At 33.9% G+C, this 17,453-nt stretch carries 15 protein-coding genes; 2 read left to right on the forward strand and 13 right to left on the reverse strand.

The window, feature by feature from the left end; translation table 11 throughout:
- Positions 1–78: 78 nt before the first annotated feature.
- The 4 genes from HLK68_RS13415 to HLK68_RS13430 form a co-directional block, all read right to left on the reverse strand.
- Positions 79–345 carry a YlmC/YmxH family sporulation protein gene (locus tag HLK68_RS13415; RefSeq protein ID WP_006785230.1) on the reverse strand — a complete coding sequence of 89 codons (267 nt, stop codon included), beginning with the start codon at positions 343–345 and terminating at the stop codon, positions 79–81.
- Positions 346–443: 98 nt separating this feature from the next.
- Entirely contained in the window at positions 444–1,223 is a 780-nt protein-coding gene (sigG, locus tag HLK68_RS13420) for an RNA polymerase sporulation sigma factor SigG (RefSeq protein WP_006785229.1), read from the reverse strand.
- 114 nt (positions 1,224–1,337) lie between these two features.
- Positions 1,338–2,048, reverse strand: a complete 711-nt coding sequence (gene sigE / locus HLK68_RS13425) for an RNA polymerase sporulation sigma factor SigE (RefSeq protein WP_006785228.1) — start codon at positions 2,046–2,048, stop codon at positions 1,338–1,340.
- A 32-nt stretch (positions 2,049–2,080) separates the two neighbouring features.
- Entirely contained in the window at positions 2,081–2,854 is a 774-nt protein-coding gene (locus HLK68_RS13430) for a sigma-E processing peptidase SpoIIGA (RefSeq protein ID WP_006785227.1), read from the reverse strand.
- 273 nt (positions 2,855–3,127) lie between these two features.
- Here HLK68_RS13430 and HLK68_RS13435 point away from each other — a divergent pair, with 273 nt between their 5' ends.
- A complete protein-coding gene (locus tag HLK68_RS13435) occupies positions 3,128–4,414 on the forward strand; it encodes an ISL3 family transposase (RefSeq protein WP_170837681.1) in 1,287 nt (428 codons plus the stop codon).
- A gap of 97 nt (positions 4,415–4,511) precedes the next feature.
- Here the strand turns inward: HLK68_RS13435 and ftsZ are convergent, their stop codons facing one another.
- The 5 genes from ftsZ to murG form a co-directional block, all read right to left on the reverse strand.
- Positions 4,512–5,660 (reverse strand): cell division protein FtsZ, encoded by a 1,149-nt coding sequence (gene ftsZ / locus HLK68_RS13440; RefSeq protein ID WP_006785442.1) that lies wholly within the window; start codon positions 5,658–5,660, stop codon positions 4,512–4,514.
- Between the two features lie 29 nt (positions 5,661–5,689).
- The gene (gene ftsA, locus HLK68_RS13445; protein WP_237701289.1) at positions 5,690–7,015 is read right to left on the reverse strand and encodes a cell division protein FtsA; all 1,326 of its coding nucleotides are present in this window, start codon (positions 7,013–7,015) and stop codon (positions 5,690–5,692) included.
- A gap of 177 nt (positions 7,016–7,192) precedes the next feature.
- Positions 7,193–8,005 carry a cell division protein FtsQ/DivIB gene (locus tag HLK68_RS13450; protein WP_006785440.1) on the reverse strand — a complete coding sequence of 271 codons (813 nt, stop codon included), beginning with the start codon at positions 8,003–8,005 and terminating at the stop codon, positions 7,193–7,195.
- Positions 8,006–8,013: 8 nt separating this feature from the next.
- Positions 8,014–8,922 (reverse strand): UDP-N-acetylmuramate dehydrogenase, encoded by a 909-nt coding sequence (gene murB, locus HLK68_RS13455; RefSeq protein ID WP_006785439.1) that lies wholly within the window; start codon positions 8,920–8,922, stop codon positions 8,014–8,016.
- Positions 8,923–8,931: 9 nt separating this feature from the next.
- On the reverse strand, positions 8,932–10,026 hold the full coding sequence (gene murG, locus HLK68_RS13460) for an undecaprenyldiphospho-muramoylpentapeptide beta-N-acetylglucosaminyltransferase (RefSeq protein ID WP_006785438.1): 1,095 nt from the start codon (positions 10,024–10,026) through the stop codon (positions 8,932–8,934).
- A 252-nt stretch (positions 10,027–10,278) separates the two neighbouring features.
- On the opposite strand from murG, the gene spoVE reads away from it, so the two are divergent.
- Positions 10,279–11,379, forward strand: a complete 1,101-nt coding sequence (gene spoVE / locus HLK68_RS13465; RefSeq protein ID WP_009607330.1) for a stage V sporulation protein E — start codon at positions 10,279–10,281, stop codon at positions 11,377–11,379.
- Between the two features lie 196 nt (positions 11,380–11,575).
- Here the strand turns inward: spoVE and murD are convergent, their stop codons facing one another.
- The 4 genes from murD to HLK68_RS13485 are packed head-to-tail and all read right to left on the reverse strand — an operon-like array spanning position 11,576 to position 17,317.
- Positions 11,576–12,925, reverse strand: a complete 1,350-nt coding sequence (gene murD, locus HLK68_RS13470) for a UDP-N-acetylmuramoyl-L-alanine--D-glutamate ligase (RefSeq protein WP_006785059.1) — start codon at positions 12,923–12,925, stop codon at positions 11,576–11,578.
- A 38-nt stretch (positions 12,926–12,963) separates the two neighbouring features.
- Positions 12,964–13,932, reverse strand: a complete 969-nt coding sequence (gene mraY, locus HLK68_RS13475; protein WP_006785058.1) for a phospho-N-acetylmuramoyl-pentapeptide-transferase — start codon at positions 13,930–13,932, stop codon at positions 12,964–12,966.
- Between the two features lies 1 nt (position 13,933).
- Positions 13,934–15,385, reverse strand: a complete 1,452-nt coding sequence (locus tag HLK68_RS13480) for a UDP-N-acetylmuramoyl-L-alanyl-D-glutamate--2,6-diaminopimelate ligase (RefSeq protein WP_009607284.1) — start codon at positions 15,383–15,385, stop codon at positions 13,934–13,936.
- Positions 15,386–15,409: 24 nt separating this feature from the next.
- A complete protein-coding gene (locus HLK68_RS13485; protein WP_006785056.1) occupies positions 15,410–17,317 on the reverse strand; it encodes a stage V sporulation protein D in 1,908 nt (635 codons plus the stop codon).
- Positions 17,318–17,453: the final 136 nt, after the last annotated feature.

The following is a 17,453-nucleotide window of genomic DNA, read 5'->3' on the forward strand; positions in this document are numbered from 1 at the left end:
TATTACTGCATGATATTATAAATTATACCATAATTCATTATGAATGGAAATTTTTTTTAAAGAAGTCCTCTCCAATTCCTAGTATTGTGTCATGCTTTGAGTCACATTAACAATAATTACATCTTCCCCAATTTTTAAAATTTGATTCCAAGGAACAACCACTGCTTCATCATCCTTTGAAAAAAAACTCATAAATCGCATCGATGGTTGAACCGTAATCGCAATAATCTGTCCTGAATTTGTATCAATTTTCAAACTAGATACAAATCCGATTCTCTCGCCCGTTACCACATTGATGACATCTTTCTCTTCTATATCGCTTAATGTCATGATACTATCTTTCACCTTGATCCCACCTTTTCTTTCTATCAATTCATATTATGAAGAAAGGAGACTAAATATGTGATCACCATAAAAAAATAGATGGGGGACTCCCATCTATTTTAACTTTTCATCATTTCTTCCATGACTTGTAATGCATTTTTCTCTAATCTTGAAACTTGTGCTTGAGAAATACCAATCTCGGCAGCTATCTCCATTTGGGTTTTTCCCATAAAGTAACGGTCATGTATAATTCGTTTTTCACGTTTTCCAAGGCGTTTAAATCCTTCTTCCAACATTAATTTAACACTCCATTTATCGTCAGTAATACTATCATCCTTTATTTGATCTATTAAATGAATCGTATCGCCTCCATCATTATAGATTGGAGAAAAGATTGAAACGGGATCGGATATAGCCTCCACTGATAACACAACGTCAATAGGTTCGACTCCTATAGCTGCTGCTATTTCTTCGTTCGTTGGATCTCGTTGGAGTTCTATTGAAAGTTGATCCTTAACTTGTAATACTTTATACGCCGTATCTCTTAAAGAGCGAGATACACGTAATGAATTATTATCGCGTAAATAACGTCTGATTTCACCGATAATCATAGGGACGGCATACGTTGAAAACTTGACTTCATGTGATAAATCAAAGTGATCAATCGCCTTCATTAAACCTAGACATCCGACTTGAAATAAATCATCAAGATTTTCACCACGATGATTAAATTTTTTAATAATACTTAACACCAGCCGCAAATTTCCTTTGATTAAACTTTCTCTGGCCTCTACATTTCCATTTTGAAAGCTTTTAAACAATTCGGTCATTTCCGCATTACTTAATACTTCTAACTTAGCTGTGTCAACTCCTACGATATCTACTTTATGTTTTGACATGATGGCCCCTCCTAGTTGCATTACAATTACAGTTGTATCTACTGAAAAGTATGAGCAACATCAGACCAAATCATTCATAAATTAGCTAATTATTGTGTGTGTTTTTTCGACAAGTCACTTTGTTTTTAAAACTTCTTTTCTAATTTTATCAATTATCTTTTTCTCTAATCTTGAAATATAAGACTGTGAAATATCTAGCTTTTGTGCAACTTCTTTTTGTGTCAAAGGGTCTTCCCCACACAAACCAAAACGCATATACATAATTTCTCGTTCACGACGTTTTAAGCGATTAATAGCATCAAACACAAGCTGTCTTTCAACATCTTCTTCAATATCTTTATAAACCTCATTCTCCTCTGTCCCCAATATATCTGACAGCAGTAATTCATTTCCATCCCAATCCACATTGAGCGGTTCATCTAACGATACTTCATTTCGAATTCGATTCGTTTTTCTAAGATGCATTAAAATCTCATTTTCTATACATCGTGAGGCATAAGTCGCTAGTTTAATATTTTTGTCCATTTTAAACGTTTGAACCCCTTTTATTAGCCCTAACGTCCCAATACTAATTAAATCTTCAAGATTAACACCCGAACTTTCAAATTTCTTCGCAATATAGACAACCAAACGCAAATTATGTTCGATGAGCGTCTGTCTAGCTCGTTCATCTCCACCTTGAAATCTTGTTAAGACATTAAATTCTTCGTCTTTTGATAATGGTTCAGGAAGTGTTTCATTTCCACGAATATAGTTGACATATTTATTTTTACGTTTAAACAACCTTTCAATAAGCGCTATGACCCAATTAATTAAATGATGCATCTTACTTCCCCCTTTTTTAACTCCTAACAAACTTATATATTTTGAACCATTTTAGGTTGTAATAAAAAATCGTAATCAATAAAAGTATTATCAATAACCCCAATTAACACATTATGAACCACTTGATTATCAATGAGTAATAACGTTGGCCGAAAAACTAATAATAATTGATCCTCTTCATTGATAACAGAATAATGTGTATACCAATAAGAAATATTCCGTTCATTTAAAAATTCAAGAATCGAATTTCCACTTAATTTTATTTTTGGCATTATCATAATTGCTTGCCGCGTTTTTTCATCTAATAAATGATTTCCGGTATCTACAAATCCAGTCCCTTTAATCTCTTTTTCTCCACAAAATATTTTAACAGAATAAGTAAATTGTTGAATCGTTTGTTGTTCCCCTATCCACCTTACTTTGAGAATATAGCATATCGTAATAAAAACTGAAATGATAAAAAGTGAAATAATATATGGAATAATCGTCATTTCAAATTTAATAAAATGAGCAATCGAATAAATACTTCCACTTAAAATCATACTCAAACAATAAAAGTATAAAACTTTTGTACCATATTTCTTAACTGGCTGTTTTTTAAAGACGATCCAAATCATAACAAATGGAACCAAGCCAATCAAAAAGGTAATGTCTATTGTAAACAAGAAGGTGCTTAGTAGTAATCCAACACTCAATCCTACTAATAGTCTCGAATATTGAAACTCTTCATCGGTAAGAATCGCAACGCCCGTTAAAATTAAATAATCATAAATTAAGTTTTGAATAATGAAAAGATCAATATACATAATTGCTCCTCCTTTCTCATACCATTTCCTATAACTAAATTGTATCGGAAAAGAAGTGTAAAATCTGTCAGTTCTTTGATGCAATTTTTGAAATATTGAATTTATTAGATTAATTTTTTGAACTTCTTTTAAAATATTTGTTAAATTTGGTTCTATAATATTTGGTGTTGCTGATTAAGCAGCACTTTTTTCATGGCATCAAAAAAAGAGACATCAAGTCTCTATCCTGTTACAATGTTATCGGCTAAAACAATATTGAAAGGATAATTTTTGATGTCTCACTCATATTCTACTAGAAAATTTTTAAATATTAAAGATAAAAATATCATCTTTCCTGAAGATTATTTTGAAGAAGTTAAATTAAATGGGATCACTAGCTTTGTTTTTAAGGGAATCTTATCTTACCAACCCACTCATTGTGAACACTGTGGAACTCTTTTTGATTCCAATTTTAAAAAGCATGGGTTTAAAACTTCTCGAATTATCATTCCAAAAGTATCACTCCATGATACCTATTTAGTTTTAAAGAAACAGCGTTATTATTGTGGGCATTGTCAATCCACCTTTACATTAAAAACATCTATTGTTGAAAAGAACTGTTATATTTCTTACAATACGAAACACGCGATTGCTTTAGAAGCTCAAAATAAAATTTCAGAGTGCGATATTGCCCGTCGCCATCAAGTTTCTCATTCAACCGTTAATCGGATCATTCATAGCTTTTATGAATCTCAAACTTTGAACTTTAATGATCTACCTGAAAATCTTTGTTTTGATGAATTTAAATCGGTAAAATCGGCTGAGGGTCATATGTCTTTTATCTTTTGTGATGCAGATACCAAGCAGATTATTGATATCATTGAAGATCGACGCTTAACCTCTCTTCAGACTTATTTCAAGCGATACACAAAAGAAGCTCGTGCGCGTGTGAAACATATTGTCACTGATATGTACGCCCCTTATATCAGTTTGATTAAGGAGCTTTTTCCTCATGCCAAAATTGTCCTTGATAAGTTTCACCTCGTTCAACATATCTCCCGTGCACTCAATAAAACACGTATTCGATTAATGAAAAAATTCAAAAAACATGGTCGTAAATTCAAACGTTACTGGCGACTATTTTTAAAATCACATACCCTACTCGATACCACAACTTATCGATCTGTTTATTGTTTTAAGCAACCGATGCGTGAAATAGATATCTTAAACTTCCTTCTCGATTTATCACCTGAATTAAAAGCAACTTATGAGCTTTATCAAGATTTACTATTCGCCATTCAATCGAAAAATGTGAATCGATTTAATCACTTACTTGAAACAGAACATCCAATGATTTCACCCGAACTTCAAACATCTTTTCAAACCTTTAAAACCTATACTTCTTATATCTACAATACTCTGACTACTCCCTATACTAATGGTCCTATTGAAGGAATCAATAATAAAATTAAAGTCATCAAACGTATCGCGTTTGGATATCGCAGCTGCTATCATTTCAAATCAAGAATTCTTATGATTCAAAATCTAACTAAACCCAAAAGAAAAATCCTAGCAGCATAGCTACTAGGATTTCAATTCGGTCGTTCATTGTAATAGGTCACAAATTAATCAGCAACACTATTTGACAAAGAACCAAAAAAAGAGAGATTACTCTCTCTTATTTATATCGATTCATTAACCAGTTTGGAATCATCTCAACACTTTCTCCACCAAATGGTTGACGCTTAGCTGGTTGAGCTGGTTTTGATTGTTCGGCAGGTTGAACCTCTTGCTCTTCTGTTGAAGCTACTACTTTCTTGTTACGATTATCTCCAATCAACATTTCAACTGGTTTACCTGCTGCATTTGTTTCATCAAATCCAGTTGCAATAACTGTCACAATTAATTCATCTCCTAAATCTGGATTAATTGTCGCTCCATAGATAATATTGATTTCAGTCGTTGAAGCTTCACGAATCGTACGTAATGCTTCATCAACTTCGAATAATGCAATATCCATCCCACCAGAAATATTAATAATAGCATCAGTTGCTCCATCAATGTCATTTTCTAATAATGGACTAGCAATTGCCTTTTTCGCAGCTTCTGTTGCGCGATTTTCTCCTGTACCATAACCGATTCCCATAATGGCTGAACCTTTATTATGCATAACTGTTTTAACATCGGCAAAGTCTAAGTTAATTAAACCAGGCACTGCAATAATTTCTGAAATCCCTTGAACACCTTGGCGTAAGATATTATCCGCTTCACGGAACGCTTCTAACATCGGCGTCGTACGATCAACGATTTGTAATAATCGATCATTTGGAACTGAAATTAATGTATCCACATTAGCCTTTAACTCTGCAATCCCTCGTAATGCAAAATCAGTACGGCGTTTTCCTTCAAATGTAAATGGACGTGTAATAATCCCAACTGTTAATGCTCCACTCTCTTTTGCGGCTTTTGCAATAACTGGAGCAGCACCTGTTCCGGTTCCACCACCCATACCACAAGTAATGAAGACCATGTCTGCACCTTTTACTAATTCCTTAATTTCGCTTAAGTTTTCCTCAGCGGCATGTTTACCAACCTCTGGATTTCCACCTGCACCTAATCCTCGAGTTAAATCACGACCAATTTGAAATTTACGATCAGCGATGGCAAGATTTAATGCTTGTGCATCAGTATTAACAACAACAAATTCAACACCTTGTACATCATTTTCAATCATACGGTTGACAGCATTACTTCCTCCGCCACCAACACCTACTACAATAATTCTAGGGGCATATGTAAACTCATTTCCAAATCCGAAACCTTCCATCCCTGAAACCTCCTCATAACTTTCTACTTCTATTCTGCTTTTTCGTCAAATATCATATCAAATAATCGGACTAATACACCACTATTTTCCAACTTATGATCCATATATGACTTATCTTGATTGTTTGTTTTAACTGAAACCTTTTTTTCTGTTTCCTGTCGTGATTCGTGCATAAGATTGATACCTCTCGCATCAGAGTAAGCATCAAAATTAATTATATTACTTTTTTGCGATGTCAACAACGCTATTTCATGATTAAATGTAGCCATTCCGACTAATTTTGCATATTTAGCCTGTCTAACACCTAACATTGAAGGTCTAAAAATATGAATATCTTGTGCAAATACAAATTTCCCCAAAATATTCAACCCTTCAAGCTCAACTGCACCACCTGTAAAGATATATTTAATATCTTCATGCTTGTAACCATTTTCGGTCAAATACTGTTTAACTAGCTTTAAAATATCTTCATATCGAGACGTCACAACATCCGATAACATTTGTCTAGTGATGCAAATAAACTCCCCATTACCTTCAGCTGTGTAAATAATTTCTGGAATCATATCATCGTAATTAATACGAGCAAAATTCACCTTTAATAACTCAGCTTCACTCTTTTCAATTTGAAATGCTTCACTAATCTCTTCTGTGACATGCTCTCCACCAATAGATAAAGAAACAGATGATAAGACCTTACCACCTTGAGAAACAGTAATTGTTGTGGTTGATTTTCCAATATTTACGTGACATACCCCTTTATATAATTGTTCGGGCGTAGCAACATACATCATTTCTGCTACACTCCCTAACACAATATCAGAAATTCTAAATCCAGCCAATTCAACGACATTAATTAAATTATAAACTAATGAAGATGAGGCAGTCATTTTTTGAGCACTTAACGAAACTTGATTACCAATAATACCTAGTGGGTTTTGTATAGCATTTTTTTCATCCACAATAAATGAACGAGGAATAATGTTAACAACTACTTGATCACGATATGTTGGTTGATTAATAACATTACGGAATAACTGCTTAACATTAGCGGGACTAATTGGTTTATTAGCCTCAACTGATAACGTAGTTGTTATATTTTCAATATTAACATCTACACTTGGTATCGCTAATAATACACTTTGAATTTCTTGATGAAGATCTTTTTCAACCTTCTCTTTTAAATTTTTAAGTATTTCAACGATTTGATTCACATTAATGACATTTCCATTTTCAATTCCTTCAGCTAGAATTTCTTGTTGCGATAGGACATAAAGACGTTCTTGTCTTATATTACAGACTAAAATTCTAGCTTCCGAGGACCCTATTTCTAAGCAAGCATAAATATTATTTTTCACCTCAAACCACTCCACTAACATATGGTATTATTACCACAATATCATATTTTATTTTACTATATTTTTCACCCAATGAAAAGACTATTTGACAAATATCCCCCTGATAATAATGGTTATCTATCTAGCGAAACTCTATTTAAATTAGACACTGGAAAAAACCTGCCAAATGAATTGTTTTTACGACATTTCTCCCTCATTTTTAGCATCAATCGACATCTTTTCATAAGGTTCAAAATGATCCCCAACATCTAAGTGATAAATGCCTTTTACTTCCCCATTCAGACTTTGGACTTTATCTGCCATCGTTTGATAGTATTTTAACTTGTTCACCATGGTATAACTATTAACAATAATCGTATTCCCATCCATTAAAAATAATGAAAATCTATTATTATCTCCATATAAAGGGCTATAATGAATCTCTTTTATAATATTACGAAAAACAAGATCAACCTTCATCAACGATTTAACGAACAATTTTAACACAGATTGATTTTCTTCATAATCAGGTAATCCATAAATCATCAGCCCTTCACACTGCGCTTTGAGATTATACTGATTTTGAATCGTTTGACCATCACTTAAAACAAATTCAAATTGATTATTGATTTGCGCACATCCAACAATATCTTTTTCCGTTACATCAATCTTTAATCGATTCAATCCATCTCTCGTCACGTTAACTTCTTTAATCAATGGATGTGATTGAATCGTGTTTTGAATGTCTTTCAAATCCAAACTCAAAAATAACTCATCATAATTTAACTGTGTCATTTCAAGTAACTCAGAACGCTTGACATAATTTAATCCGTTAAAATAAATAACCGATAATCGACTAACTGGCGATGCAAAATAAAACATCCCTCCAATCACCATCATAATAAATAGACTAAAAAAGAAGCCTTTAATCTTCTTTTTTAGTCTTTTTTTCGGCTTATTCACCTTTTGATTTTTAATTCTTGAAAATTCAACAACCTTCCCTTTTTCCATCTCTCCACCTACCAGTTAAACATCTCAACTTCTGGGTGCAATTGTATACCATGCTTTTCAAATACGACTGCTTGAACATGTTGGATTAATTCATAAATATCTGTCGCAGTCGCCCCACCTACATTGACAATGAAATTACAATGTTTCTGTGAAACTTCTGCTCCACCGATACGAACTCCTCGTAATCCTGACTTTTCAATTAACTGCCATGAATAATGAGGCAGTGGATTTCTAAAAGTACTTCCTGCCGATGGTAGGTTTGTTGGTTGTGATTCGATTCGTCTTACTTTTCTTGCCTTCATTAGTTCCATAATCTCTTCATATGAACCCTTCTCTAACTGTAAGACTGCTTCTACAACAATCCAATTTCTATGAGTCTGCAGAATAGATTGACGATATGAAAACCCCATTTCCTCAACCGTTAACCACTTTAATTCTCCCGCTTCATCTAAAATTAACGCTTTAACCAAAACATCTTGAATTTCACGATTATATGCACCTGCGTTCATATAAATCGCTCCACCGACTGACCCTGGTACCCCTGAGATAAACTCTAACCCTGCTAGTTCACATTTTGCTACTTTATTCGCTAATAAAATAGTCGAAACACCAGCGCCTACGGTCACTTGTGTTCCATCAATTTCAACATGATCTAATCCTTTATCACATTTAACAATAATTCCTTCAAATAAACGATCTGAAGGTAATAAATTAGACCCTCTTCCAATGACTTTAAAAGGTAATTCATATTTGTTAATTAATTTCATCGTTTCAACCAATGATTGTTTAGAGTTTGGTATCACTAAGCAACGTGCAGGACCTCCTACACGAAAAGTCGTATGTTTTGACAATGGCTCATTTTCTAATAATAAACCAATATTCTTCCCTTTATACTCCTCTATAAAACTCTTAAACATTTAAAACACCTACTTTTTCTCAATAATTTCGTTCATAACTGTAATCATACGTTGTGCTGCATCTGGAATACCTAGTTGTTTTGAGGTGTTTTGCATTTGATAACGAAGTTCACTATTTTGCATAATGCGTTCAATTTCCTGATATAACTTTTCACCTGTCAAATCTTTTTCTAAAATTAAAACGCCCCCACCATGATCCGTTACACTTCTTGCATTATACTCTTGATGGTTTGCTGTGACATATGGCGAAGGAATTAATATACTTGGTACGCCTAGTGCGGTGATTTCTGACAAGAAAGTTGCTCCTGATCTTCCCACAAATAAATCAACACTCACTAAATATTGAGGCATATTATTAATAAATGGTAAAATGTGTACATTTTTTAAAGAATCAACGTTCTCAATTTGATTTTTAATACTGTCATAATGTTTATTTCCTGTCACAAACACAACTTCATAATCAGCCTTTTCATATTTTTGAATCATTGATACAACAGCCTCATTAATAGGTTCAGCGCCACGACTTCCTCCACTAATCATAACAGTTTTCTTATGAGGATTTAACCCTAATGCACCTTTACCAATTTTCATTGTTTTCACGACTTCAGAGGCACGTGGATTTCCAGTTAAAACAACTTTTTCTGCTGGAAAATAAGGTCTCGCCTCCTCAAAACAAATACCTACTTTATTGACATACCGAGCTAAAAACTTATTCGTTACCCCTGGTAAACTATTTTGTTCATGTATAATCGTTGGAATTTTAAGTTTTGCAGCTCCATATACAACAGGTCCACAAACATATCCACCAGTTCCAATCACCACATCAGGATTGAATTCTTTAATATACTGTTTTGAGACCGATACTGATTTAAAAAATTTAAAGATTGTTTTAAGGTTATCCAAAGATAACGATCGTTTAAATCCAGATATTTCAATATGTTTAAATGGAATCCCTTCATGAGTTACAATCTCTTTTTCTAGTCCATTTTCAGTTCCAATATATAGTACTTCTACTTGATTATCTAATTCTTGAAGTGCTCTAACCATTGCAAGTGCTGGGTAGATATGTCCACCAGTCCCACCACCAGTCACAAGGATGCGCATAATACCACTCCTTATTAGACTATAATTAGTCTTTTTTTTCATTTTATATTTTAACATACTTTAAACAAATTCCGTTAGATTAAATTAAAATAAGTCTAAATATTATCTAAATTTGACTCATCTCTCATTATTTCCAAAATATCTGCCTGTCATTTTAAATAAAAATTTAATTTTTTATTCTATCTAATGAAAGTTTATCAACTCACCTCATATATTTTATTATAGATTTTAAATAAAAAAAGGGGAGTTCTAATGAAAAATAAACAGTCTTCAATTGATTTGCTAACACTCCTATTAGCACTCAGTATTACAACTATTGGATTAATCTTTGTCCTATCTTCCTCTTATATCTGGGCTGAATATAAATTTGATGACGCCTTTTATTTCTTTAAACGTCAATTCCTATTTGCTTCAATCGGGGTCATTGGGATGATTGCTGTTTCAAGAATTGATTATCAAATTTATAAAAAGTATGCCACCCCTTTCTTTCTAGTGAGTTTGGTCTTACTTATTCTAGTATTAGTTCCAGGTATTGGTTTAGTTCGTGGGGGAGCAAGAAGTTGGATTGGAATTGGAGCTTTTTCACTTCAACCTTCTGAATTCATGAAGCTAGGATTAATCGTCTTTTTAGCACGTTATATGAGCAACTATGTCGAAGATGCTAAAACATTTAAAAAAGGCGTTATTCCACTCTTATTTTTAATTCTTTTAGTCTTTGGAGTCATCATGTTACAACCAGACTTCGGAAGTGGGATGGTTATTGTTGCCACAGGTTTTGTCATGCTATTTATCTGTGGGGTTCCCATTCGATACTTTGTCTACTTCATCTTAACAGGTATTGCTGGGATTGTCGTTTTAATTATCTCTGCACCTTATCGTCTTCAACGTATTACCGCCTACCTTGATCCATGGAGCGACCCTATTGGATCTGGATTCCAAATTATCCAATCACTTTATGCCATTGCACCAGGTGGATTATTCGGAACGGGTCTTGGAAATAGTGTTCAGAAGTATTTCTACCTACCCGAGCCACAAACTGATTTTATTTTCGCTATTGTTTCAGAAGAATTAGGATTTATTGGTTCTGTTGGAACTCTTATACTATTTATATTATTTTTTGCAAGATGCTCCTACATTATCCTTAAAACGGATGATCTTTTTGGGAAATATATCGTTGTTGGAATTATGTCCATGCTGATTATCCAAGTCATGATTAATATCGGAGTTGTCATTGGGTTAATTCCAGTTACCGGAATCACTTTACCCTTTATGAGTTATGGAGGTTCTTCTTTAACGATTACACTTCTTTCAATTGGTATTGTCTTAAATATCAGCCGTCATATGAAACCTTAAAGCCAATCCATGGATAGGCATTTGAGATAAAATGTTATAAAAATGTTGGCTTATCCCCTATTAATGTATTCAATCACTCTTGAAATGTCCTATCTAGTTAAACACAGACTCACCAAATGGGTGAGTTTTTTTCTTAAACACCTTCAGATTGATGAGTTCTGATTCATAAAAAAAATTAGGCATCGCCTAATTTTTTTTATTTAAGTCCTTCTACCAACCCTATAAAATGATCGCCTCTTTGTTCAAAGTTTTGATATTGATCCCAACTTGCACAAGCTGGAGCGAATAAAACAATATCACCTGCTATAGCCTGCTCATAGGCATCTTCAACTGCTTGATCTAAATGATCATAGACAGTACATGGCATTAAATGCTCATCTGCTAATGCTTTAAATCGATGCTTTGTCTCTCCATAGGTCACAATAGATTTGATTTTATTGAAATATGGGACTAATCCACTTAAATCATGACCTCGATCTAACCCACCAGCAATTAAAATAATAGGGCCATCAAAGGCTTTTAATGCCGTTTGCGTTGCAATAATATTAGTTGCTTTAGAATTATTATAATACTTAACTCCCTTAATCTCACCAACAAATTGAAGACGATGTTTAACGCCAGCAAATCGTTTTAAAACCGTTCGAATAGCTTCTAAATCACATCCATATAAGAGACTAACTGCAACTGCACCTAAAACATCTTGAAGATTATGATCTCCTTTTAATAAAATATCTTTAACATCTATAATCCATTCTTCTTTAAAATAAACTGCTCCCTCTAAAATATAAGCACCCTCTACTTTCTCTGATAAAGAAAACGGAATACAAGTGGCCTTTGTTTGTTTAATCCCTTCCACAATCACATCATCTTCACTATTATAAACACAATAATCATCACTTGTTTGATTTTTAATTAAATTTAATTTGGCTTGTCGATACTCATCAAGATTCAAATGATAATCTAAATGTGCTTCTGTGATATTTAACAACAATGAAATACGTGGTCTAAATAAAGGCATTCCCATTAATTGAAAAGACGAAAGTTCCGTCACTAAAACTTGATTTGCCTGAGCAACTTTAGCAACCTCTGTTGCGACTTCTCCAATATTTCCAGCAATTAATGGATTTAACGTACTTTCTTTTAACATTTCATAGATAAGGGTTGTCGTCGTCGTTTTACCGTTTGTTCCCGTAATACCGATAAACGGTGCTTCACAAATTTCAAAAGCTAACTCAACTTCCGTGATAATCGGAATCTTTAATTCTTGAGCACGTTTTAGAAGGGGCACTTTTAGGTAAGGGATTCCCGGATTCTTAACAATTAAATCAAAATCTCGATCTAACAATTCTAATGGATGACCACCTGTTATCACTTCGAATCCTTCTGCTACCATTTCTTTTGCATCTTCATTTTCACTAAGTGGCGTTCGATCATTAATCACAACCTCAGCGTTTAACTCTTTAAGCATTCGAGCCGCTGCTTTCCCACTTTTTGCTAACCCCATCACAAGAACTCGTTTATTTACATAGCTATTTATTTTATTCATATCAAATCTTCCTTTTATTAAAAGATAAGCCATCTATATTAGATGGCAATGATTAATCCTAAAATCGCACAGATGAAACCAACAGCCCAGAGGAAAGTCACAACTTTCCACTCTCCCCATCCGCATAATTCAAAATGGTGATGAATTGGAGCCATTTTAAATAATCTTTTCTTTGTGCGTTTGAAATAGGCAACTTGAAGAATAACTGATAAAGTTTCCATAACATAAACTAAACCAATAATAACAAGAATTAATTCTTGCTTTAATAAAATCGAAACAGCTGCAATAGCTGCCCCTAGTGCTAATGAACCAGTATCACCCATAAACACTTTAGCAGGATTTAAGTTAAACACTAAAAACCCAAGTAAGGCTCCTACCACTGTAAAACAGAATAATGCAATATCCGTTTGTTGTTGAGCTAACGCAATCATTCCAAAAGCTCCGAATGAAATAACACTAACTCCACCACATAATCCATCTAATCCATCTGTCAGATTGACGGCATTTGAAAAACCAACCATCCAGAATAAAATAAATAATCCATAAATCCAGTATAAATTTAAGTCAAATAAATTAAAGAACGAAATTGTTGTTGGATAGCCATTTCTTAAGTATAAATAGAAAAATACTGCTGCTAGAACAAGCTGTGCAAATAATTTTTGCTTTGGTTTCAACCCTTCGTTATTTTTACGAACGACAATAATAAAATCATCAACAAAACCAATAGCTCCAAATCCTACTAATGTTAAGAGTAGCATGATTAATTGATGACTCATTGTGGCATAGCCCGTAACAAATACCGTTACTAATACCGTCACAACAATTGAAGTCATAAAAATAATTCCACCCATCGTTGGCGTTCCCGATTTTTTACGATGAGACTTTGGACCTTCTTCACGAATGGCCTGTCCAAATTTTAAACGTCGTAAAAAAGGAATAAAAAATGGACCTATAATCGTCGCGATGAAAAACGAAACGATTAATACAAATAAAATTGATTTTAACATGTTAAATACCCCTTTTTCTAATCACTTCTTCAACGACTATTTTATCATTAAATGGAACAATTTTACCATTAATATTTTGCGTTTTTTCATGTCCCTTTCCTAAAATAACAACAAAGTCATTTGGTTTTGCTTTTTTTAAGGCTGCCTCAATTGCTTTTTCACGATCGACAATGACGGTATAATTAACACTACTCGTTCCTGATAACAAATCATAAATAATACTTAATGGATCTTCATTACGTGGATTATCACTAGTAAAGAAGACATGATCCGATAAATAAGTGGCGTGACGGCCCATAATTTTTCGTTTAGCTTTATCGCGATTTCCACCTGCCCCTAGCACCGTAATAATATTTCCTGTCGAAATAACATTTAAGCAAGATAACACTTGAAAAATAGCATCCGGATTATGGGCATAATCAATCACAACAGTGACCCCAGAAGGTGCCTGAATATACTCAAATCTTCCTTCAATGACTGAAACATTCTCAATAAATGGGACAATTTGTTCCGGGGCGTAACCTAATGAATAAAAATAAGCTAAGACAGATAACACATTATATACATTATACTTTCCAAATAAAGGGATTGTCATTTGACAGATAAACTGACCTTTTACATACAATGAAAAATTTGTTCTTTCTAAACTATACTCAATGTCTTTTGCAAAAATATCTGCTTTTGCTTGACATCCATAAGTTAATATCTTGCTATTTGTTACACTAATAAAGGATGAGGCATGCTCATCATCACAATTTATAATTGCCATTTTTTTATCATCATAATCACTAAATTGAATAAACGGTCGCATCTTTGTAAATAAATAATCTTCAAACGTTTTATGATAATCTAAATGTTCTTCTGTAATATTCGTAAAAATTAAGCGATCGAAGTCCAACTGATCCACTCTATTTTCTTTTATCCCATGAGAAGAAACCTCCATCACAACATATGGGAGGTTATGCCGAACCCCTTCTTGAAGCAACTCATTCAAATCTGGACTTAAAGGCGTGGTACGAGACGCTTTTTTCTTTTGTCCCACCCACGAACCATTCGTTCCGATTAAGCCACTATCAATGCCTAAACATTCAAAAACATGTTGAATTAAATACGTAATGGTTGTTTTTCCATTGGTTCCTATTACCCCTACTAAATTCATATTTTTAGATGGCTCACCATAAAACTTAGACGAAATAATAGCCAACGCTTTTTTTGTATTAAACACCTCAAAATATAAACACGCTGGATTTAAAGACTCTTCTCCAACAACTGCAATAGCACCATTACGAACTGCATCTTCAATATATTGATGCCCATCACTATCTTGCCCTTTGATAGCGAAAAACACACTTCCTTTCGTTACCTGCCGTGAATCATACACTAAATTTTTAATTTCCTGATTCTCATGTTCTAACGTATATCCTAACAGTTCACTCATCTGTTTTAAATCCATCCTCATTCATCCTTTCCTCAATTATTATTCACCTAAATATAATCGAATAGTTCCGCCCTCTATCGTTCTAGTGTATGCTTCGGGTTGCTGTGAAATGACTTTTGTTCCTTCTCCATAATATTCAATATTATATAAATATGATGTTTCGATATTTTTCTTTTCTTGTCCTACAAAATCTGGAATTGTTACATACTGAGTATCCAGCCAGTTATATTTCTTTTCAATCTGTTCTTCTCTTGGTTCTACCCCAATATAGGGTAGTGCTTCAGCTAAAATAGAACGTGCAATTGGAGCAGCCACAACCCCTCCATATTGAATCGTATTTTTAGGATTATCAATCGCCACATAAACAACTAACTGAGGATCATCCATTGGAGCAATTCCAACAAATGACAAAATATATTCCCCGCTAACGTAGGCCCCATTTCGAGCTTTTTGAGCCGTTCCGGTTTTTCCACCTACACGATAACCATCAATATAAGCTCCTTTACCACTACCTTGCGCGCCAACCATTTCAAGTGCATATCTCATTGTATCTGATGTTTCCTGTGAAATAACTTGTCTTTTAATCGTTGGCTGACGCTCATATAAAATTTCATTTGTATAAGGGTGAATCATACGTTTCACGATATAAGGTTGCATCAAATTCCCACCATTAACTGCTGCACTGACCGCTGTTACTAACTGAATTGGCGTGACAGAGTTCCCTTGTCCAAATGAAGAAGTTGCTAACTCAACATTTCCAATATTATCAGGATTAAAAATAATCCCTTGTGATTCTCCAAGCATATCAACCCCCGTTTTTTCATTGAATCCATATGCTTTTATATATTCAAATAATTTCTCTTTACCAAGTCTCATTCCGAGTTCAATGAATCCCGGGTTACAAGAATTCATAATGACTTCAAGCATCGATTGATCGCCATGACCCCCTGCTTTCCAGTCACGTATTCTGACACCATCAACCATTGCATATCCGGGATCAAAGAATCGATCTTCAAGAGTCATCACCCCTTCTTCTAGGGCTGCTGAGAACGTTACAATTTTAAATGTTGAACCTGGTTCATACGTTGACCAAATCGGTAAGTTACGATTAAAAATCTCTTGATCATAGTCCTGATAATTTTCTGGTTCATATGTTGGACGTGACGATAAAGCCAAAATCTCTCCTGTTTTCGGATCCATAATAATCCCAATCATTTGATCTGGATCATATTTTGCCACAGCATTATCAAATTCTCGATCAAGAATTTGTTGTAAATGCAAATCAATCGTCAATTCAATATCTAATCCACGAGATGCAGGGGAATAAGAATCTGAAAACTGTGGAAGTGGATTCCCTTTTGCATCTGAAAAGTATTGCCAGACCCCATTAGCTCCCATTAAATAATCATTATAAACATACTCAAGTCCTGTAATTCCTTGATTATCAATTCCTGTAAATCCAATGGTTTGAGCGAGCAAACTTCCATATGGATAACTACGTTTGACATCATTAACTAAGTAAACCCCATCTAAATTCGCTTCCTGAATCGCAACCACTTGCTCGTTTGATAACTTTCTTCCTTCTGGTTGAATTCTTTCGACTGAAACTCGGTGCGTGACATGTCGATTAGCCTCTTCAACCGACACACCTAATATTTCAGCTAATACCTCAGAAGTATGCTCAACATCTGTTACCTGCCTTGGAATAACAATCACAGATGGCGCTACTTCATTACCAACAATCACTTCGTGATTACGATCATAAATAATTCCTCTTTGTCCCTCTATCGGTAAATTCCGTGACCAAAGTTCTTCTGCTTTTTGTACCAATTCATTTGAGTCAAAAATTTGCAAGTAACCAAGTCGAATAAATAATGCTATAAAATAAATTAGTACAATTGATAAAAAGATAAGTAATCGTCGTTGTATGACTCCTGCTTGTTTCATCCATTGCTCCCCCTTCATGTAAAATTTAATATGACAATTATGATCACTTTGAACCTACATAATAACTATATGAGTCTTTTTCTTAGTAAATACGTAATCGTCTCTACACATTACTTTTTTATTCAACTTTATTACA

This window comes from Turicibacter sanguinis (genome assembly GCF_013046825.1).
In the GTDB taxonomy this organism is placed as follows: Bacteria; Bacillota_I; Bacilli_A; order MOL361; family Turicibacteraceae; genus Turicibacter; species Turicibacter sanguinis.

Bases quoted from the DNA above. Each gene is read 5' to 3' on its own strand.
- sigG (WP_006785229.1), bottom strand. From the start codon at position 1,223: ATGTCAAAACATAAAGTAGATATCGTAGGAGTTGACACAGCTAAGTTA.
- sigE (WP_006785228.1), bottom strand. From the start codon at position 2,048: ATGCATCATTTAATTAATTGGGTCATAGCGCTTATTGAAAGGTTGTTT.
- HLK68_RS13430 (WP_006785227.1), bottom strand. From the start codon at position 2,854: ATGTATATTGATCTTTTCATTATTCAAAACTTAATTTATGATTATTTA.
- HLK68_RS13435 (WP_170837681.1), top strand. From the start codon at position 3,128: ATGTCTCACTCATATTCTACTAGAAAATTTTTAAATATTAAAGATAAA.
- ftsZ (WP_006785442.1), bottom strand. From the start codon at position 5,660: ATGGAAGGTTTCGGATTTGGAAATGAGTTTACATATGCCCCTAGAATT.
- HLK68_RS13450 (WP_006785440.1), bottom strand. From the start codon at position 8,005: ATGGAAAAAGGGAAGGTTGTTGAATTTTCAAGAATTAAAAATCAAAAG.
- murB (WP_006785439.1), bottom strand. From the start codon at position 8,922: ATGTTTAAGAGTTTTATAGAGGAGTATAAAGGGAAGAATATTGGTTTA.
- murG (WP_006785438.1), bottom strand. From the start codon at position 10,026: ATGCGCATCCTTGTGACTGGTGGTGGGACTGGTGGACATATCTACCCA.
- spoVE (WP_009607330.1), top strand. From the start codon at position 10,279: ATGAAAAATAAACAGTCTTCAATTGATTTGCTAACACTCCTATTAGCA.
- murD (WP_006785059.1), bottom strand. From the start codon at position 12,925: ATGAATAAAATAAATAGCTATGTAAATAAACGAGTTCTTGTGATGGGG.
- mraY (WP_006785058.1), bottom strand. From the start codon at position 13,932: ATGTTAAAATCAATTTTATTTGTATTAATCGTTTCGTTTTTCATCGCG.
- HLK68_RS13480 (WP_009607284.1), bottom strand. From the start codon at position 15,385: ATGGATTTAAAACAGATGAGTGAACTGTTAGGATATACGTTAGAACAT.
- HLK68_RS13485 (WP_006785056.1), bottom strand. From the start codon at position 17,317: ATGAAACAAGCAGGAGTCATACAACGACGATTACTTATCTTTTTATCA.